Genomic DNA, 16,661 nt, shown 5'->3' on the forward strand with positions numbered 1-16,661 from the left:
ATGCCGCCAGCGTTCGTCCTGAGCCAGGATCAAACTCTCCAATAAAGTATTGAAAAGAGCGATATGCTCATTTTGAAACTGACGAGATTAAAAATCTCATTTATGCTTCGAAATCATACGGTCCGAAGACGTGTACTGATTTCGAAGCGTCGATCTTGCAAGCAAGATCGTTACTCACTCGTTGTTCAGTTTTCAAAGATCAAACTTGTTTGTTACTCTTTACCCTGTCAACACTGTGTTTCAGCGGCGACTTAAATAATATATCACACTGACGAAACCAATGCAATAGTTTTTTCGAAAAACATTTAATAGATTCTAAATCCCCGTCTTCCCTGCTAAACCTATTTTGATTTGAAGCACTATTTCCTTATTCATAACGTCGCATAATATGGCTTTTCTGAGATCTACTAAGAGTCCTAGCAGACGAGACATTACCATTATGCTCTTGTATTCCCCTATTTCAATACAATACCCAAAAGGCCAACTCTTCTGACAGTCGGCCTTTTGAAGCTTAATGCTTTTCACTTACTCTACAATGTTATTGTTGTATCCATGGATTTCTACGCTTTTTGTCTGAGCTGCGTTTAGTGGATGTTCCGGTTCGCTCTCTTGATGTTTTCCCGGACACAGATACTTTGGATTTGGCTTTTGCAGCAGGTCTGGCTGTTCTGCGCTTTGCGGTTCCTGTTTTGGCTGCTTGTTTTGGCTTCGCTTCAATATTAAACTCAGCCTCATTCTCTGTAGCCGACTGGCTTAGACTTGCCTCGTCACGTCCGCCCTTTTTGCCTTCCCCCTTGCCTTGTGGAGGATACATTTCACCAAATGCACCAAGCGGAGACGACGGCACCATGTTCTGAGTAGGATATGGGTTTTGATACGCATACTCGATTGGCTGATTTGGCATCATGGATGTAGTCATTTCGGGTTGCATCCCGTATGGATTGTATGTGCCCCATCCTGGGTTCTGATAGTTATGTGAGGGATATGGGTATTGATGATTGGGCATATGATGGTTGGGCATATGATGGTTGCCACATCCACATGGCGGGTACGGAAGCATAGAGTAAGGAGAAATGTGCGGTGGTTGGTGGTTCATATGATCATTGGCTGCAAATGGAGGAAATGGGCTGTTCACCTGACCTGCTGGAGCGATCGGATAGGAGTTATTTAGCATTTCAGCAGATACGTTTGGCATAACGTTGACGTTGTTATGATTATACTCTGTGCCGGTCCAAGGCGTGTTCGATGTATTCCCCATGGAGTACGGACTCACTTCTGGTATACCCGGGAAAGTATTATTGTCATACGCCCCGGCCGTGTACATGTTTTGTGGAGCAGTGTAAACCTCTTGTGCTGGTACAGGAACTTGAGCATACGGATGCTCGGCAGGAGCATGAAGCATTTTACTGCCGCAACCACACGGAGCTTTGGTAGCAGGTGCCACTTCTGTAGGCCATTTCATGTTGTTGTTAGGTATTTCAGGTAAAGGCATGACCTCAGGTGAAATATTAGGCATCGTATACGTCGGCGCTTCAGTTATTGGTTTTAATTGCACTTCGGATTTAGTATTTTCTTTTTTGTAAGCTTCCTTCTGCGGCTTCTCTTCAGGAATTTCAGGTAATTGTGGTAAAACTTCCACTTCTGGCTTGACATTAGGTATGACTGGATTTGCAGGTACCGGAGCTGGAACCGAATTGGAGACTTCCGGTACAGGTGCTGGTTCAGGGGCTGGGGCTACTGGTACAACTGGAGCTGTTTCTTCTTTAACTCCCGTGTATTCCTTCCCTTCTGGTGACAGCTTCTCATGAGCAACATTGGATGATGCACCGTTCTCTGAAGCCGCATTTCCCCCTGCATTGCTTGCTGGGATGTACACGGTTTCCCCTACAAGAAGAGCATTTGGATTTTTCAATTGCGGATTGGCATTGATCATGTCTTTCAACGGAATTCCCCATGCCTGTGACAGCTTCCACAATGAATCGCCTTGCTGAACTTTATGACTGTGCAACATACCTTCGGGCTTTGGTGTTACAGGCTCCGCCGGAATTTTGACCTTCATGCCGATCTCCAACTTGTCGGGATCTGCAATTTGCGGATTAGCTGCGATAATTTTGTCCAACGCTACATTATATTTTTGGGACAGCAGATATAATGTGTCGCCTTTTTTCACCATGTGTATTTTCACTTGGAACTAACCTCCTAGACGTGATACTTGGGCAGTGCATTCGCCCATACCGTTACTACATCCTATGCAGAAATTAGGCTAATGACATCAACTAAACAAAAAAAATCCTTCCTGCCTCAAAAACCGCATACTCCGGGTATGCTGAATTTCTGAGACATGAAGGATTTCTTGCTCCCCTATTCAGGTCGTGCCATTAATCTTCCCAAACTTTGTAACCGTCTTTATCGACAATTTGACGGAACGCTTCCAGCAACCTCAAGGTTACAGGACCTGCGACACCCGTTCCAATCGTTCTGCCGTCTACTTCATAAGCAGCAATAACTTCTGCAGCTGTTCCAGTGAAAAAGACTTCGTCGGCAATGTACACATCATGCAGCGTAAATGGCACTTCTTTTAATTCAAGGTCCAACTCACCGCACAGATCGATAATAGCCTGACGTGTAATTCCTTCGAGTGCTCCAAGATAACAAGGTGGCGTATAGACCACACCATTTTTAATAATAAAGATGTTATCACTGGAGCCTTCCGTAACATATCCTTGGGAATTCAGCATAATCGCTTCACCAGCACCTGCATAGGTGGATTGAATTTTAACAAGGATGTTATTCAGATAGTTCAAGGATTTAATTTTTGGATTAAGGGCATCCGGGATGTTGCGGCGCTGGGATACAGACACGGCTTTCAGCCCGGTAAGATACGCTTCCTCCGGATAGATCGCCAGTTGCTCTACAATGATGATAACGGATGCTTTAGGGCAGCGGAGCGGATCAAGACCCAGATTACCAGGTCCACGCGAAACGATCAGACGAATATAACCGTTACGCATATCATTACGACGTACCGTTTCAGCCATCACTTCCAGCATCTCATCATAAGACAGTGGAATGTTCAGACTGATGGATTTAGCCGAATCGTACAAACGATCCAAATGCGCTTTGCATCTGAAAATGTTACCGTTATAAATCCGAATACCTTCGAAAATACCGTCTCCATACAAAAATCCATGATCATATACCGAAACGGTTGCGTTCTCTTTGGTCACATATTGACCATCCAAATAAATCCATTGTTCTGACACCGATGACTGCACCTCCATAAAATTTTCCATTCCTTGATTCCGAAACTAGATTTATCTCGTTCATTGTACAACAAATGACAAGCTATTTCTTGCTCATTTTACCCAGTCTTATGACAATCCTCAACAATGTTCGCCCTGATTCAGGACGTTTTTAACGAAGGATATGTATAACACGGATAGCTGCCAAGAACGCGCACCTGACAATTCAAAGCCTCAATCTCAGCCATCGCTGCGGTAAGCAATACGGAATCTGCACTTTCCTCAACATCAATGTAAAAGTAATAACTACCCAACTTTTTCTTCGTTGGACGTGACTCCAATCGGGTCAGGTTCAGTTTTCGCCAGGCAAAAGTCGACAGCACCTGATGCAATGCACCCGGCGCATCTTCAGGCAATGTAACCAGCAAACTGGTTTTCACATGGTCAGGCTCTCGTGGTATCTGTACAGGCTCATGACCTATCAGCACAAAACGAGTATAGTTGTTGTCATGGTCGGTAACCCGTTCAGCCATAATGTCCAAACCATGCTTCTGTGCAGCAAGCCTTGTGCCAATCGCAACCCAGCCTTTGCCAGGATTTTTTTTCACAATTTCTACAGCCTCCGCTGTACTGTTCACACCCTCAAGATCTGCTCCAGGTGAATGCAGGCGAATAAAATTCTGGCATTGCGGAATCGCTACGGGATGGGACATGATCTTCGTAATTTTCCCGAAATCATATTCGCCACTCTCTGTCCTGAACTCGGAGCCATGCCCAATCACATTTTGTATGGAGGGATACACCCATTCAGCCTGCATCGGAATGTCCACTTCGTTAACCAGCCAGTCCATATGCAAGCTAACGGAGCCTTCAATCGTGTTTTCAATGGGTATGACGCTGTACTTGGACTTTCCACTATCCGTAGCACGGAAAACATCAGAAATCAGCTTGGAATGAAGCAATTCCAAAGGCTCCCCATTAAACAGAAAATCTACTGCTTCATGAGAAACGGAACCTTCAGGTAATACAGCAATTCGTTTCATGCGTTAACTTCCCCTTTAACTCTGTCCATAAAAGGACTTTCATCTTGATCAGGCAGCACGGTAACACCGTCCAGGTCCGGATCTAACCACAATGCCGATGCAGTGATGCCTTCACGGCTCATCGTGTCTATTAAATATTGCTCCAGCTCAAGCTTACGGGTATCATGACGGTCTACCATCGTCAACACGGTAGGTCCAGCTCCACTCAAAGCGGCTCCAAGCGCGCCATGACTAACCGCGTTCTCCAGGATATCAGCCATGCCGGGTACCAAGGATGCCCGGTAAGGTTGATGAATCCGATCTGACATCGCCTTTTGAATCATATCCAATCTTCCACTGGCCAAGGCAGCAACAAGCAAGGATGACCTGCTTATATTGTGAATGACATCCGATTTGTCGAACTGCTGTGGAATTACATTTCTGGCTTTTGAAGTGGACAACTCGAAGTCCGGCACGATGACCAAAGTTTGCAAATCCTGATGCGGCTCAATGCGAATGTGGTCTACCCGACTGCCATCCCACGCTGCTGTAATGATACCTCCATATAGTGAAGCACCTACATTATCCGGATGTTTCTCCAGCGACGTAGCCATGTCAAGAAGCTTGGCATCAGATAATGGAGTGCCAATTAATGCATTAGCAGCAGCCAATGCAGCTACGATAGCAGATGCACTGCTTCCCAGTCCCCGAGTAAGCGGAATATCGGAATACATGGAAATCTCCAACTCCGGCACGGAGACCCCGGCTTCGTTGAAGACCATCTGTGCAACTTCATATATCAAATTGGATTTATCTGTTGGAAGACCAGTCAGATGATCCCCATGTAAATGGAATGTCGTCTGCTCAGCCGGTTTCATCTCAAGCCAGGCATACAAAGACAATGCCATGCCCAGGGTATCAAACCCTGGACCCAGATTGGCTGTACTTGCAGGTACCTTAACGATTACCCTTGGCTTCAAGCTCATACCGATTGTTGCTCCAGTTGCGCAATTGCCGCCATAACCGCTTCTTCGGAATCTTCCACAACAAGCGGCTCAGTCGCTACCGTTTTAATTGCGATATTAGGATCTTTGAGGCCATGTCCTGTCAGTACGCAAACCACAGTCTCTCCGCCTTTAAAGTACCCTTCACTCTTCAGTTTGTATACACCGGCAACAGAAGCAGCGGACGCAGGTTCAGCAAAAATCCCTTCACGAGCAGCGATCGTACGATAGGCTGTCAGAATTTCTTCATCAGTAACATAGTTAATCTGTCCGCCAGACTCTTCAGCTGCAGCTACCGCGGTTTTCCAACTTGCCGGATTACCAATTCGAATAGCTGTTGCTACGGTTTCAGGCTCAAGGATCGGTTCACCTTTGACAATTGCCATGGCGCCTTCCGCTTCAAAACCGACCATACGAGGCAGGGAATTCGATTTGCCTGCTTCTTTGTACTCCTTGAATCCTTTCCAGTAGGCTGAGATATTTCCTGCGTTCCCCACCGGAATTGCGAGTACATCAGGTGCCTGACCCAGCTGCTCAATAACTTCAAATGCAGCCGTTTTCTGACCTTCAATCCGGAACGGATTCACGGAGTTCACGAGCGTAATTGGATGTTTGGCCGTAATCTCACGTACAATTTCCAATGCACGGTCAAAGTTGCCATTGATCGCAATCACCTTGGCTCCATAAATCATGGCTTGAGCCAGTTTACCCAGCGCAATGTTGTTATTCGGAATCAATACGATACAATTCAGACCCGCACGAGCCGCATAGGCTGCTGCTGCTGCTGAAGTGTTGCCTGTCGATGCGCACATAATCGTGCGGCTGCCTTCTTCCAATGCTTTAGCAACAGCCATAACCATTCCGCGGTCTTTAAATGAACCTGTTGGATTCAGACCTTCATATTTGAAATATAAATTCAATCCAAGTTCCTCGGACAGATTCTCGGCATGAACCAGGGGTGTGTTTCCTTCGTGAAGCGTAAGCAGGGGTGTATTTTCATTAACCGGCAGGTGCTCTCTGTACGTTTGCAGTAATCCTTGATATCTCATTGTGGGTAAACTCCTTTGTCAATTAATAAATCGAATATGATTGCATAAATCTATATGGTTAATCGTGTTCCTTAAAACCGGGACTTCAACCTGAAGATTCAAACCATAATATGAGGAACGAATTATCCTTCTACCCGATACACACTCTTAATGCGACGAATGACGGCAAGGGACTCAAAGTGTTTTAATACTTTATCCATGCTCGCCTTGCTAGCGTTATGCGTAACGATGATGATCTCAGCATCCGGGTTGTGCTCGTTTGGCTGTTGTACAACTGAAGCCAGGCTGACTTCGTATTCAGCGAAGATTTGAGTAATTTGCGCCAGTACCCCTGCCTTGTCATCCACATGCAGCAAAATGAAGTTTTTCGACATAATGTGCTCGTCACTTTGCAAGCGTTTCTGTTTATAAGGCACAATCGCTTTGAGACCATTCACGCCCAGCTTGAGGTTTTTTATCACAGCCACGATATCCGCCACTACAGAAGTAGCCGTCGGGAGTTCACCTGCACCTGCACCGTAGAACATCGTCTCACCTACAGCTTCGCCATGAACATACACCGCGTTGAACACCCCATTGACGGAAGCAATCGGATGATTCTGTCTTACCATCGTCGGCTGAACACTAATCGTGATCTCATCATCCCGACGATCTGCGATACCCAGCAGCTTCATCTCGTAGCCGAGTCTTTTGGCATACGTAATATCTTCACGGGTTACGGATGTAATCCCCTTAACGGTCACGTCTTTCAGTTCGACATTGGTGCGGAAGCCCAACGTACCCAGAATCGCCATTTTGCGAGCTGCATCGAGTCCTTCGACGTCCGATGTTGGATCGGTTTCTGCATATCCGAGTGCTTGAGCCTCTGCCAGAACCTCTTCATACGAGGCGCCTTCCTGGCTCATTTTGGTCAAAATAAAGTTCGTTGTTCCGTTCACTATCCCCATAATGCGGGTAATCCGGTCGGATGAGAAGCCTTCAATCAGCGTGCGGATGATCGGAATGCCCCCTGCCACACTCGCTTCATAGAAGACATCACATTGCTTTTCCTGTGCTTTGGCCAAAATCTCGGAACCGTGCAGAGCCATCAGATCTTTATTTGCCGTAACGATATGTTTGCCCCGCTCCAGCGCTTCAAGAATATACTCTTTGGTCTGATCAATGCCGCCCATCACTTCCACGATAACATCAATATCCGGATGACGAATGACTTCCCAGGGATCTACCGTGAGCTTCGCACGATCTACAGCAATGACACGATCTTTCTCCGTATTCTTCACTGCAATTTTCTCTATGACAATCGGTGATCCAACCTGACTGCTCAGATCCTCCTGATTCCCTTCCACGATGCGAACGACCCCAGTACCCACCGTACCCAGACCCAACAATCCCACTTTTACCGGTTTCACCAACGCTCTACCCCCATTGTCTTTTTCTCCTTCACCCCTGTACGATTCAAACATCCATACAACTTATTACTAAACGTTTTACGATAACGTCTATTTAACCTTGGCCTACAATGCGCGTGCGTCGAACCCCGGGCATATCCTGCATCCGATCGAGCATTTCTCCGATTTCCCCATGGAGATGCGATGTCTCCACCGAAATTACAACGTTGGCTCTTCCCTGGAGCGGGATACTTTGATTAATGGTTAGCACGTTGGCTCCATAACCAGCTACATGTCCGAGCACACGAGACAGTATTCCTGACTGATGCTCCAAATCAATGGAGATCGTTACAATTCTCTCCCGTTCAAGCTGGTTGATCAAATGGATGCCATCCTTGTACTTATAAAAGGCACTTCGGCTTAATCCAACCTGTTCAACCGCCTCATGAACTGTTTTGACATCTCCGGAAGCCAGCAGTTCTTTAACCTGCATGGTCTTCACTACAGCCTCTGGCAAAATGTCTTCCCGTACTAAGTAATAGCGTTCATTCACAGAACGTCCTCTCCTCAAAGACTCATGTATTCATATAGTGGACATTATAAAGGAACTATTCCAAAAGGGCAATACGTTACATGTCTATTTTTGAAAAACAGTTCCTAACAGTATACAAGTTTATCCTGCGTGCAGGTAAGAGAAAAATAAAAAAAACGCAGAGCAGCGGGTCATCTCCCACTTCTCTGCGTATGTTCTAGCCTTTATCTGTACATAGCGGCCAACTGCCTTAGTAGTAGCTGCTGCCTTCCACAAATTCGAACTCAAATTCGCCAATGCGCACAATGGTGCCTTCTTCAGCTCCGCGTTTACGCAGTTCCGCATCCACACCCATATACCGCAATGTACGCGCCAGTTTGAGAATGGCTTCATGGGAGTTCAACTGCATCCGTTTCATCATACGTTCAATCTTGGCACTTTCGACAACGAAGATTTCGTTCTCCCGTACAATACGGAAGCCATCGTCCTCTTTCTTGTCCAAGCTGTACACTTTACGTTCGGATAAGTCTGCCACTTCTTCAACCACTGGCTCGTCCGGAATTTGATCCAGCAGATCAGCGGCACGATACAAGAGCTCTTGAATGCCTTTCCGTGTCAGGGATGAAATAGGCATAACTTCAATATCCGGTTGAACCTCACGTGCCTTCTGCAAGAATTCTTCAAGATTAGCTTCGGAGTCTGGCATGTCCATTTTATTCGCTGCTACAACCTGTGGTCTTTCGGCGAGAACAGGATTGTACAATTTCAGTTCCTCGTTGATTTTCTGCCAGTCTTCGAACGGATCACGTCCTTCGGAACCAGACATATCAACGACATGAACGATGATACGCGTCCGTTCAACGTGACGCAAGAACTCATGTCCAAGTCCAATACCTTCATGAGCACCTTCAATCAGACCCGGCAAGTCGGCCATAACAAAGCTGCGGCCTTCTCCCACACCAACAACACCCAGGTTAGGTGTAATCGTTGTAAAATGATAGGCTCCAATCTTTGGCTTGGCTGCCGATACAACAGACAACAGCGTGGATTTACCAACACTCGGGAAACCAACTAAACCGACATCTGCCATGACCTTAAGCTCAAGTACGATGTACCGCTCTTCGCCCTCTTCACCATTTTCGGCCAGTTCTGGCGCTGGATTGTTAGGCGTGGCAAAACGGATATTTCCCCGTCCGCCTCGTCCACCACGAGCAACAACAACCTGTTGACCATGACGTGTCAAATCAGCCAGTACTTCTCCACTGTCTTCATCCAAAATCACAGTCCCTGGTGGAATACGTACAATCATGTTCTCAGCGTTCGCGCCATGCTGACTTTTATTACGTCCTTTCTCACCGCGAGGGGCCTTGAAGTGACGTTGGTAACGGAAATCCATCAACGTACGCAGACCTTCATCCACACGGAAAATGATGTCAGCTCCTCTGCCTCCATCGCCCCCGGCAGGTCCGCCGTTCGGTACATACTTCTCACGACGAAACGAAACAATTCCGTCCCCTCCGTCTCCGGCTTTCACATAAATCTTAGCTTTATCTACAAACATTGGTTAACCCCTTCTTCCTATATTCCGCAAGGCATTCTGAATTGTATAAACGTATCCTCAGACGGAAGCTGCTCCGTTCTGACTTTTTTTCCTTTGAGTACGGCATTGAGCTGCCGCAGTGTTTCCGGATCGGGTGTTTGATCCCCATCCAGCCGAACAACCACATCTCCATGGTCCTGTCCGAAGTTCAAGGTCAGTTTGCGAACCTCTCCCCAAGACGACCGGCCGCCGCCATATTGATAGGCACGAATCGCATCGGCAATCGCCCCCGTAAGTGACTCGCCATCCTCGGGAGAGACCAGAGCACTAAGCTGTAACTCTTCCTCTACTACCACATGCAATTCCAGAGCGACTCCACTGGTCCGGAAAGATTGAAGATAAAAAACGAGTGAAGGAATACCCAATCTGGAGATTCGGCTTTCTTCGTTAACCCGCTCTACTATTCTTTCCACACATTGCACTGATTTATCAAGTTTGCCCAGCCGAAGATATCCATATAACACCTGAAGATCGTTCATCCAATCATGCCTATGATGATTTAATGATGCAATTGCTGTCTTTTCCATAGATTGTATGATGGTTCTGCGTTCCGCCTCTGCCTGTCTTTTCATCACGTTCACAGAAACAAAAAGCACCGCGACGGACCACAATGCGTATACAGCCATTGAAATAACCACTGGATACAGCATAACGAAAACCAAAGGAATCAGAAGTGAACATGCCGCAATCCACGGCACTCTTTTCCAAGATTTCATGGCTTCTCCCCGTTCTACAAAACTCGGTTGGTTTAATCCCCACCGTACACAAGTATAACATGTCTTTTCTGCCAGTTCATTATCGAATAACCTAAAAATACAAAAAGCCTCCGGCAAAAATGCCGAAGGCTCCTTAGGCGGAATGCCGATATTATGCTTCTACTGCAGCTGCTACTGGAGCAACATTCACAGGGTAGATGCTTACTTTTTTACGATCGCGTCCCCAACGTTCGAATTTCACAACGCCGTCAACTTTCGCAAACAAAGTGTCATCTTTACCGATACCCACGTTAGTACCTGGGTGAATTTTCGTTCCGCGTTGGCGAACGAGAATGCTACCACCAGTTACTGTTTGACCGTCAGCACGTTTAACGCCAAGGCGTTGTGCGTTACTGTCACGACCGTTCTTCGTGGAACCTACACCTTTTTTCGATGCGAATAACTGAAGATTTAATTTCAACATGATTGGTTGTCCTCCTTCTTTAATTATTTGACTTGCTCTATCTGAATATACTTTCCGTATGACTCTGCAATATCAGTGAGCATAAGCACCATGGATTCGAGTAGCAATTGTACCTGGGACCAGGTTCCGTCTTTCTCCAGCACCGGTAAAGAAGCGCTTAAAAAGCCATTCTTCATCTTGGCATCCATTTCGACACCAGTCAGTGTTTCGATCGAGTTCACCGTACCCACTGTAACAGCGGATACCCCGGCACATACGATGTCTTCTCCTCGCTTGGCAAAATTAGCATGCCCTTTGATGGAGAAACGATCGATGCTCCCGTCATCATTACGAAAGACTTGAACGATAATCACTTATCGCACCTTCTTACGCTTTGATTGCTTCGATAGTTACTTTAGTATACGGTTGACGGTGACCTTGCTTCACATGGTAGTTCTTTTTAGGTTTGTATTTGTATACAACAACCTTTTGTCCTTTGCCATGTTTCTCCACTTTAGCCGTTACAGTTGCTCCGGAAATCAATGGTGTACCTGCTGTCAAACCTTGATCGTTAGATACAGCCAGGACACGGTCGAACGTTACGCTTTCGCCATCGTTCGCAGTCAATTTCTCGATGAACAGAACATCGCCCTCTTGGACTTTGTACTGTTTTCCACCTGTTTCAATAATTGCGTACATTTGCCTTGCACCTCCTCATGTCTCAGACTCGCCCGGTCTCAGGTGACAGTCTACTTTCGGAACTGTTCTTGTACCCGGCCAGTGCGGTTACAGCATGTGCAAGACCGTTAGGCTAAACACATACCTGAAGATTATACCACCAACTATACTGAAAATCAATGCAACGGTGAAATATATCTTTTGCCTGTCCCATGACAGGAAGAACACGGCTCCACATAAGGGAGCGTACTCTCTTCCCGTACCTTCTTACGGGTAAGTTCGAGCAACCCCAGCTTGGTCCACCCCATGACAAAAGCCTTAGTTCGATCCTTCTTGAGTTCATTTTCCAGTGTTGCCGCAACTTCCTGCCGATTCAACGCTTCCTCCATATCAATGAAGTCCACAATGATCATGCCACCGATATCCCGAAGACGCATTAAACGGGCGATCTCAACCGCTGCCTGCATATTCGTCTCCGTTACGGTCTCTTCCAGACTGTCACCGCCAGCTCCCGTATACTTGCCTGTATTGACATCGACTACAGTGAGCGCCTCGGTATGATCAATGACAATATATCCGCCTCCAGGCAGCCATACCTTGCGAGCAAAATCCTTGTTCAGCTGCTCCTGCACACGATAGGCAGCAAAAATTGATTCTTCTCCCCTGTACACCTGTACTTTAGGTTGATGGCCTGGACAGATTTCCTTCAGCAAAGCACTCAATTCCCTGGCTTGTACTTCATTATCTGTAATGACTTCATCGCTGCCAGGCGTATACACATCCCGAATAATCCGCTGAACCATACTGTGATCCCGATGCAGCAGGCTTGGTGAAGGCAAGCTATTCGCTTTTTCACGGATCAGACGCCACTGCTCACGTAATGTTTCCAGGTCGGCCTGAATGGCTTCCCTCTGTTCCTCTGCAGATACGGTTCGTATGATAAGCCCCTCTTCGTCCCGTCTCAGTTGTTCACCGAGCGTCTTGAGGCGGGATCGATCGCCCTCACGGGCAATTTTCTTGGAGACGGCTACATAGTCCGCTAAAGGCATGAAGACAAGCCAGCGGCCCGGCAGCGAATAATGAGTCGTCACCCGGGCTCCTTTGCTTCCTACTGGCTCCTTCAGGACCTGAACGATTACATCCTGACCTGGACGAAGCAGCTCCGAGATCGAAGGCTTCACTTTCGGTTGTTTCTCCAGATTGGGATGCAATACATCGTCCACATACAGAAAAGCATTCTTTTTCTGACCGATATCCACAAAAGCAGCTTGCATACCTGGTAACACGTTCACTACCCGTCCTTTGAAATACGAACCCAGCAGCCCACGCTCGCGTGTACGCTCTGCCATGAACTCTACAGCTTTGCCTTCTTCCAGAAGCGCCATTTGCATGAGGTTATGTTCATTATGTACAATCATTTGTTTCATGGCTTCACCTCTAGAAGACAATTCAATTCATCCACATCCATTCTGTATCTTTGCCATACTCATTGTACATGTATTAACCCATTTCAGGACAGATCCACCAAGATGCTACAACTTATCCGTGTCTTGTTTGAAATAAGAACCGATGATTCGCTGCTCAGGCAAAACGGCCATGATTCTTCCCTGTCTATTCATCACATATATCATATGGTATCTTTCTCTCTTAAATAGACGCAAAATAGACTCCAAAGGTTTCGCCGGAAATGAGATTATCGGCTGCGCCAAACTTCCTGTAGCTGCATGGCGGGTGAATGCACTTTCACGATTCATCAGAAATCGGATAAATCGATATGGAATATTTCGGTAATCAGTCACATTGGAATAGAACAGAAAAATCCCGATCAACAGAATATTTAACGGTAACCCGTAATCACCAGTAAACCAGCGTCCAATGGCAACCAAAATAACCCCTGCGCTGCACAGAATGCTGATCCTGTAAGTCCACATCAATGTCGTATAGTAGGGAGCAGCCAGACTAACGAGTGCCTGTACAATTTTACCGCCATCGAGCGGCAACACGGGTAGCAGGTTAAAGAGGGCAATTAGCAGATTCCCCTGTATAATATAATCCAAAAAAACCGGGTCTCCCAGGTTTCCATACTTCAATAATAAAACGACTCCAACCATGAGTATATTTTGAAATGGGCCTGCCAATGCGATAATGATCTCCCGACGAGCTGTAATATTTCCGGCATCCTCAATAACGGCAACGCCGCCAAAAGGAAGCATCTGTATCGAAAGGACACGGCAGCCCAGAAGGGCTGCCGCTGCAGCATGTCCACATTCATGAATAAAAACGATGGCAAACAGCGTGATGAGTTCAATAAAGTTTCCGGTCAACAGGGAGGCCATCATGATGATCACAAAAAAAGGGTGAAACGAGATACGCACCCCCCATAACCTAATCAAGGGCAACCACTTCCGCAGGGTCTACGTACTCCTCTCCCTCTTTTACAGCGAAATACAATGTGGCAGGTTGATCATTTCCAGTCTCCTTCAGGCTACCGACTGCGTCACCCGCTTCTACCCAATCATTCACCTGAACTTCACTTTCGTTCAAGCGTCCGTATATGGCTGTCACTTGGCCAGAGTGCTGGATTACGACCGTAGTTCCATTTTCCGGATCATCCAATACTTGAAGTACTCGTCCGGCATCTGAACTGACAACCTGAACTAGCCCAGTGCCGGCAGGTTCGGGAACAATTTCAATACCTTTCATGCTCAGTGCAAAAGGCTGAACAATGGTTCCAGAGATCGGTTTGCCCAGCAGGTGTCGAATACCCGAGCCGTTCACAGGATCAGTGGTATGTCCAAGAACAGGCAGGAATGATGGCGTTCCGCCAAAGTGACGTTCGTACCATGCAGCGGCATACGCAAAGTCCATATCACGATGCAGCATATCGGCGATCACGGTTTTGGCAGGTGTCGTCCACGCGGTATTCAACTGGAATAATCCCCAAACGCCGCCGAATAATAAAATGCTAACCACCGTTCGTCCCATGAAAGACTTCATCAGATTGAAGCGTGGATGGCCGCCAGGACCATAATGCCCATTCTCTTTTTTCCACAGCCATTCCGGATCTCTTTCCTGTTCTGCCAGTGAAGATCTTGCCGTTCGTAGATTTTCTTGTATATCCATAGCCGAGAGAGGCTTACGTTGCGCTGATGTACGCTTATCAGATACCGGGCCCGATTCTCGCTGCTGCATAATTTCCTCCGTCGCACCATCCATCAGCCGTCGAATGCGCTCTTCTCTTCTCTGCTTGATTCTGAGTTTCGTATTCATGGAATATCCTCCCGCCGAGGCTTGTTTACTACATCCTATGAGGGGCCCGTTCATAATATGAACAAGCTTCGGCTGGAAGCAAAAATAACCCCACAATGTGGAGCCCTTACTTGAAGTACATATCCCGTTCTATACAAGACACCTTAATTAAAATGCCCCATAATAATCAAAAAGCCGGGCTTGAGGGCCGCGGCTGTCATACAAGAATGCGATAAGGACGATCGAGTTAACCCATTCCAAAAAACTTTTTGAAACGTGAAAAGGCACCCTTTTTCTGCTCCAATTGCATCAAGGGAACGGTATCCCCCAGAATACGACGGGCAATATTACGATAGGCAATGGCCGCAAGTGAATCCGGATTCATTACTGTAGGCTCTCCCGAGTTAGCTGCCTTGATGACAAGCTCATCATCAGGAACGATCCCGATCAGATCAATATTAAGTACTTGTAAAATGCCGTCAATGTCGAGCATGTCGCCTGATTTGACCATATTGTTGCGGATACGGTTCACGACCAGCTTTGGTGATTGAATATGTGAACTCTCCAGCAAACCAATGACACGGTCCGCATCACGGACAGCTGCATTTTCTGGTGTAGTGACCACAATCGCTTGATCCGCTCCTGCAACCGCATTTTTGAACCCTTGCTCAATTCCGGCTGGACAATCAATAATGACGTATTCAAAATCTTTTTTCAATTCGAGGATAATGTCCTTCACCTGTTCGGGTGACACAGAGTTCTTATCTCTCGTTTGTGCTGCAGGCAGCATATATAATTCTTCGAAACGTTTATCTTTGACCAAAGCCTGATTCAGTCGGCAGCGGCCGTCTGCAACGTCGCACAGATCATAAATGATCCGGTTTTCGAGTCCCATCACGACATCCAGATTGCGAAGGCCGATATCGGTATCTACCAGACAAACCTTTTTTCCGAGCAGCGCCAGCGCTGTCCCGATGTTTGCCGAGGTGGTTGTTTTACCCACGCCGCCTTTACCCGAAGTGATCACGATCGCCTCTCCCATGAGCTACACTCCTTTAAACACATTAAAATCTCGGCGCAACCGAACGATATTGCTCATCTTGTCGATCTGCATCTGATTGTCCTGTAAATAAGCAAATTCCATTCCGGTCTCTCGGCTCTCCCACTCATCGGGAGGACGGCTGATGATGTCAGCGATCCGCAGCTGCGTCGGTGCAAATACCGAAGCGGCAATGATCGAGTCTTCGTCCCCACCAATTCCAGCGTGAGCCATGCCTCTGAGTGAACCCAAAACATATATATCTCCGGTACACGTTACTGTGCCCCCCGGATTGATATCTCCAAGAAACAGTAGATTCCCATCATGATGAAGCACCTGGCCAGAACGTACCATACCACACATGGTCACAATCGGCGGCGGCCCTTTAACCTCTGGTTTAAGGGCCGGTGAGTCGATGGAACGAATGAGCAAATTCCCTTTTTGTTTCAATATATCAAGAATTGCTTCTTTCTGGTCCTCTGTCACTTCACGGCTGCCCAGTTTGATATCCACATGAACAATCGGTCCGGTCAAAATATTTTGATGGCTGTGTTCCAGCTTATAGCGGAGCTCGTAGAGCAATTCCTCGAATTCACATTGATCGTCCAACAGGAAAACCAGGCCGTCTCGGATGCCTTTAATCGTTACGTGATTCGATTTTACCGTCATAAGCCTGTCCCTCCCATCTCATTACATTTCG

17 protein-coding genes and 1 other annotated feature are annotated in these 16,661 nt (G+C 46.9%); all 17 genes read right to left on the reverse strand.

Features of this window, described 5'->3' with window-relative positions:
- Positions 1-538 precede the first annotated feature (538 nt).
- Entirely contained in the window at positions 539-2,185 is a 1,647-nt protein-coding gene (locus QP794_RS17815; RefSeq protein ID WP_285078322.1) for a LysM peptidoglycan-binding domain-containing protein, read from the reverse strand.
- A gap of 193 nt (positions 2,186-2,378) precedes the next feature.
- Positions 2,379-3,263, reverse strand: a complete 885-nt coding sequence (ilvE, locus tag QP794_RS17820; RefSeq protein WP_024633951.1) for a branched-chain-amino-acid transaminase — start codon at positions 3,261-3,263, stop codon at positions 2,379-2,381.
- A 140-nt stretch (positions 3,264-3,403) separates the two neighbouring features.
- Positions 3,404-4,285 carry a prephenate dehydratase gene (gene pheA, locus QP794_RS17825; RefSeq protein WP_285078323.1) on the reverse strand — a complete coding sequence of 294 codons (882 nt, stop codon included), beginning with the start codon at positions 4,283-4,285 and terminating at the stop codon, positions 3,404-3,406.
- Entirely contained in the window at positions 4,282-5,250 is a 969-nt protein-coding gene (gene thrB, locus QP794_RS17830) for a homoserine kinase (RefSeq protein WP_285078324.1), read from the reverse strand. Before thrB ends, pheA begins: the two co-directional genes overlap by 4 nt.
- The gene (gene thrC / locus QP794_RS17835) at positions 5,247-6,317 is read right to left on the reverse strand and encodes a threonine synthase (protein ID WP_285078325.1); all 1,071 of its coding nucleotides are present in this window, start codon (positions 6,315-6,317) and stop codon (positions 5,247-5,249) included. Before thrC ends, thrB begins: the two co-directional genes overlap by 4 nt.
- A gap of 122 nt (positions 6,318-6,439) precedes the next feature.
- Positions 6,440-7,726 (reverse strand): homoserine dehydrogenase, encoded by a 1,287-nt coding sequence (locus QP794_RS17840; RefSeq protein ID WP_024633955.1) that lies wholly within the window; start codon positions 7,724-7,726, stop codon positions 6,440-6,442.
- A gap of 94 nt (positions 7,727-7,820) precedes the next feature.
- Positions 7,821-8,258, reverse strand: a complete 438-nt coding sequence (locus QP794_RS17845) for an ACT domain-containing protein (protein ID WP_024633956.1) — start codon at positions 8,256-8,258, stop codon at positions 7,821-7,823.
- Between the two features lie 229 nt (positions 8,259-8,487).
- Positions 8,488-9,798, reverse strand: coding sequence for a GTPase ObgE (obgE, locus tag QP794_RS17850; protein WP_024633957.1), 1,311 nt, complete (start codon positions 9,796-9,798; stop codon positions 8,488-8,490).
- A 17-nt stretch (positions 9,799-9,815) separates the two neighbouring features.
- A complete protein-coding gene (locus QP794_RS17855; protein WP_024633958.1) occupies positions 9,816-10,553 on the reverse strand; it encodes a Spo0B domain-containing protein in 738 nt (245 codons plus the stop codon).
- A gap of 151 nt (positions 10,554-10,704) precedes the next feature.
- Positions 10,705-11,016: a 50S ribosomal protein L27 gene (gene rpmA, locus QP794_RS17860; RefSeq protein WP_024633959.1), complete on the reverse strand. Its 312-nt coding sequence runs from the start codon at positions 11,014-11,016 to the stop codon at positions 10,705-10,707.
- A gap of 23 nt (positions 11,017-11,039) precedes the next feature.
- Complete coding sequence (locus tag QP794_RS17865; protein ID WP_079347324.1) at positions 11,040-11,369, reverse strand: ribosomal-processing cysteine protease Prp; 330 nt, start codon at positions 11,367-11,369, stop codon at positions 11,040-11,042.
- A 13-nt stretch (positions 11,370-11,382) separates the two neighbouring features.
- On the reverse strand, positions 11,383-11,694 hold the full coding sequence (rplU, locus tag QP794_RS17870) for a 50S ribosomal protein L21 (protein ID WP_024633961.1): 312 nt from the start codon (positions 11,692-11,694) through the stop codon (positions 11,383-11,385).
- 14 nt (positions 11,695-11,708) lie between these two features.
- Positions 11,709-11,793, reverse strand: a sequence feature (ribosomal protein L21 leader region).
- A gap of 56 nt (positions 11,794-11,849) precedes the next feature.
- Positions 11,850-13,100, reverse strand: coding sequence for an Rne/Rng family ribonuclease (locus QP794_RS17875; protein ID WP_285078326.1), 1,251 nt, complete (start codon positions 13,098-13,100; stop codon positions 11,850-11,852).
- Positions 13,101-13,205: 105 nt separating this feature from the next.
- Positions 13,206-14,066, reverse strand: coding sequence for a M50 family metallopeptidase (locus QP794_RS17880; protein ID WP_285078327.1), 861 nt, complete (start codon positions 14,064-14,066; stop codon positions 13,206-13,208).
- Entirely contained in the window at positions 14,059-14,943 is an 885-nt protein-coding gene (locus QP794_RS17885; RefSeq protein ID WP_285078328.1) for a M23 family metallopeptidase, read from the reverse strand. Before QP794_RS17885 ends, QP794_RS17880 begins: the two co-directional genes overlap by 8 nt.
- Before the next feature lie 226 nt (positions 14,944-15,169).
- A complete protein-coding gene (gene minD, locus QP794_RS17890; protein ID WP_024633965.1) occupies positions 15,170-15,964 on the reverse strand; it encodes a septum site-determining protein MinD in 795 nt (264 codons plus the stop codon).
- A gap of 3 nt (positions 15,965-15,967) precedes the next feature.
- Entirely contained in the window at positions 15,968-16,630 is a 663-nt protein-coding gene (gene minC, locus QP794_RS17895) for a septum site-determining protein MinC (protein WP_024633966.1), read from the reverse strand.
- Positions 16,631-16,661 lie beyond the last annotated feature (31 nt).

Source organism: Paenibacillus sp. UMB7766-LJ446, from assembly GCF_030226665.1.
GTDB lineage: Bacteria > Bacillota > Bacilli > Paenibacillales > Paenibacillaceae > Paenibacillus > Paenibacillus vandeheii.

Coding starts and splice junctions, on each gene's coding strand:
- QP794_RS17875 (WP_285078326.1), bottom strand. CDS start 13,100: ATGAAACAAATGATTGTACATAATGAACATAACCTCATGCAAATGGCG.
- QP794_RS17855 (WP_024633958.1), bottom strand. CDS start 10,553: ATGAAATCTTGGAAAAGAGTGCCGTGGATTGCGGCATGTTCACTTCTG.
- minD (WP_024633965.1), bottom strand. CDS start 15,964: ATGGGAGAGGCGATCGTGATCACTTCGGGTAAAGGCGGCGTGGGTAAA.
- rplU (WP_024633961.1), bottom strand. CDS start 11,694: ATGTACGCAATTATTGAAACAGGTGGAAAACAGTACAAAGTCCAAGAG.
- minC (WP_024633966.1), bottom strand. CDS start 16,630: ATGACGGTAAAATCGAATCACGTAACGATTAAAGGCATCCGAGACGGC.
- rpmA (WP_024633959.1), bottom strand. CDS start 11,016: ATGTTGAAATTAAATCTTCAGTTATTCGCATCGAAAAAAGGTGTAGGT.
- thrB (WP_285078324.1), bottom strand. CDS start 5,250: ATGAGCTTGAAGCCAAGGGTAATCGTTAAGGTACCTGCAAGTACAGCC.
- obgE (WP_024633957.1), bottom strand. CDS start 9,798: ATGTTTGTAGATAAAGCTAAGATTTATGTGAAAGCCGGAGACGGAGGG.
- thrC (WP_285078325.1), bottom strand. CDS start 6,317: ATGAGATATCAAGGATTACTGCAAACGTACAGAGAGCACCTGCCGGTT.
- QP794_RS17885 (WP_285078328.1), bottom strand. CDS start 14,943: ATGAATACGAAACTCAGAATCAAGCAGAGAAGAGAAGAGCGCATTCGA.
- pheA (WP_285078323.1), bottom strand. CDS start 4,285: ATGAAACGAATTGCTGTATTACCTGAAGGTTCCGTTTCTCATGAAGCA.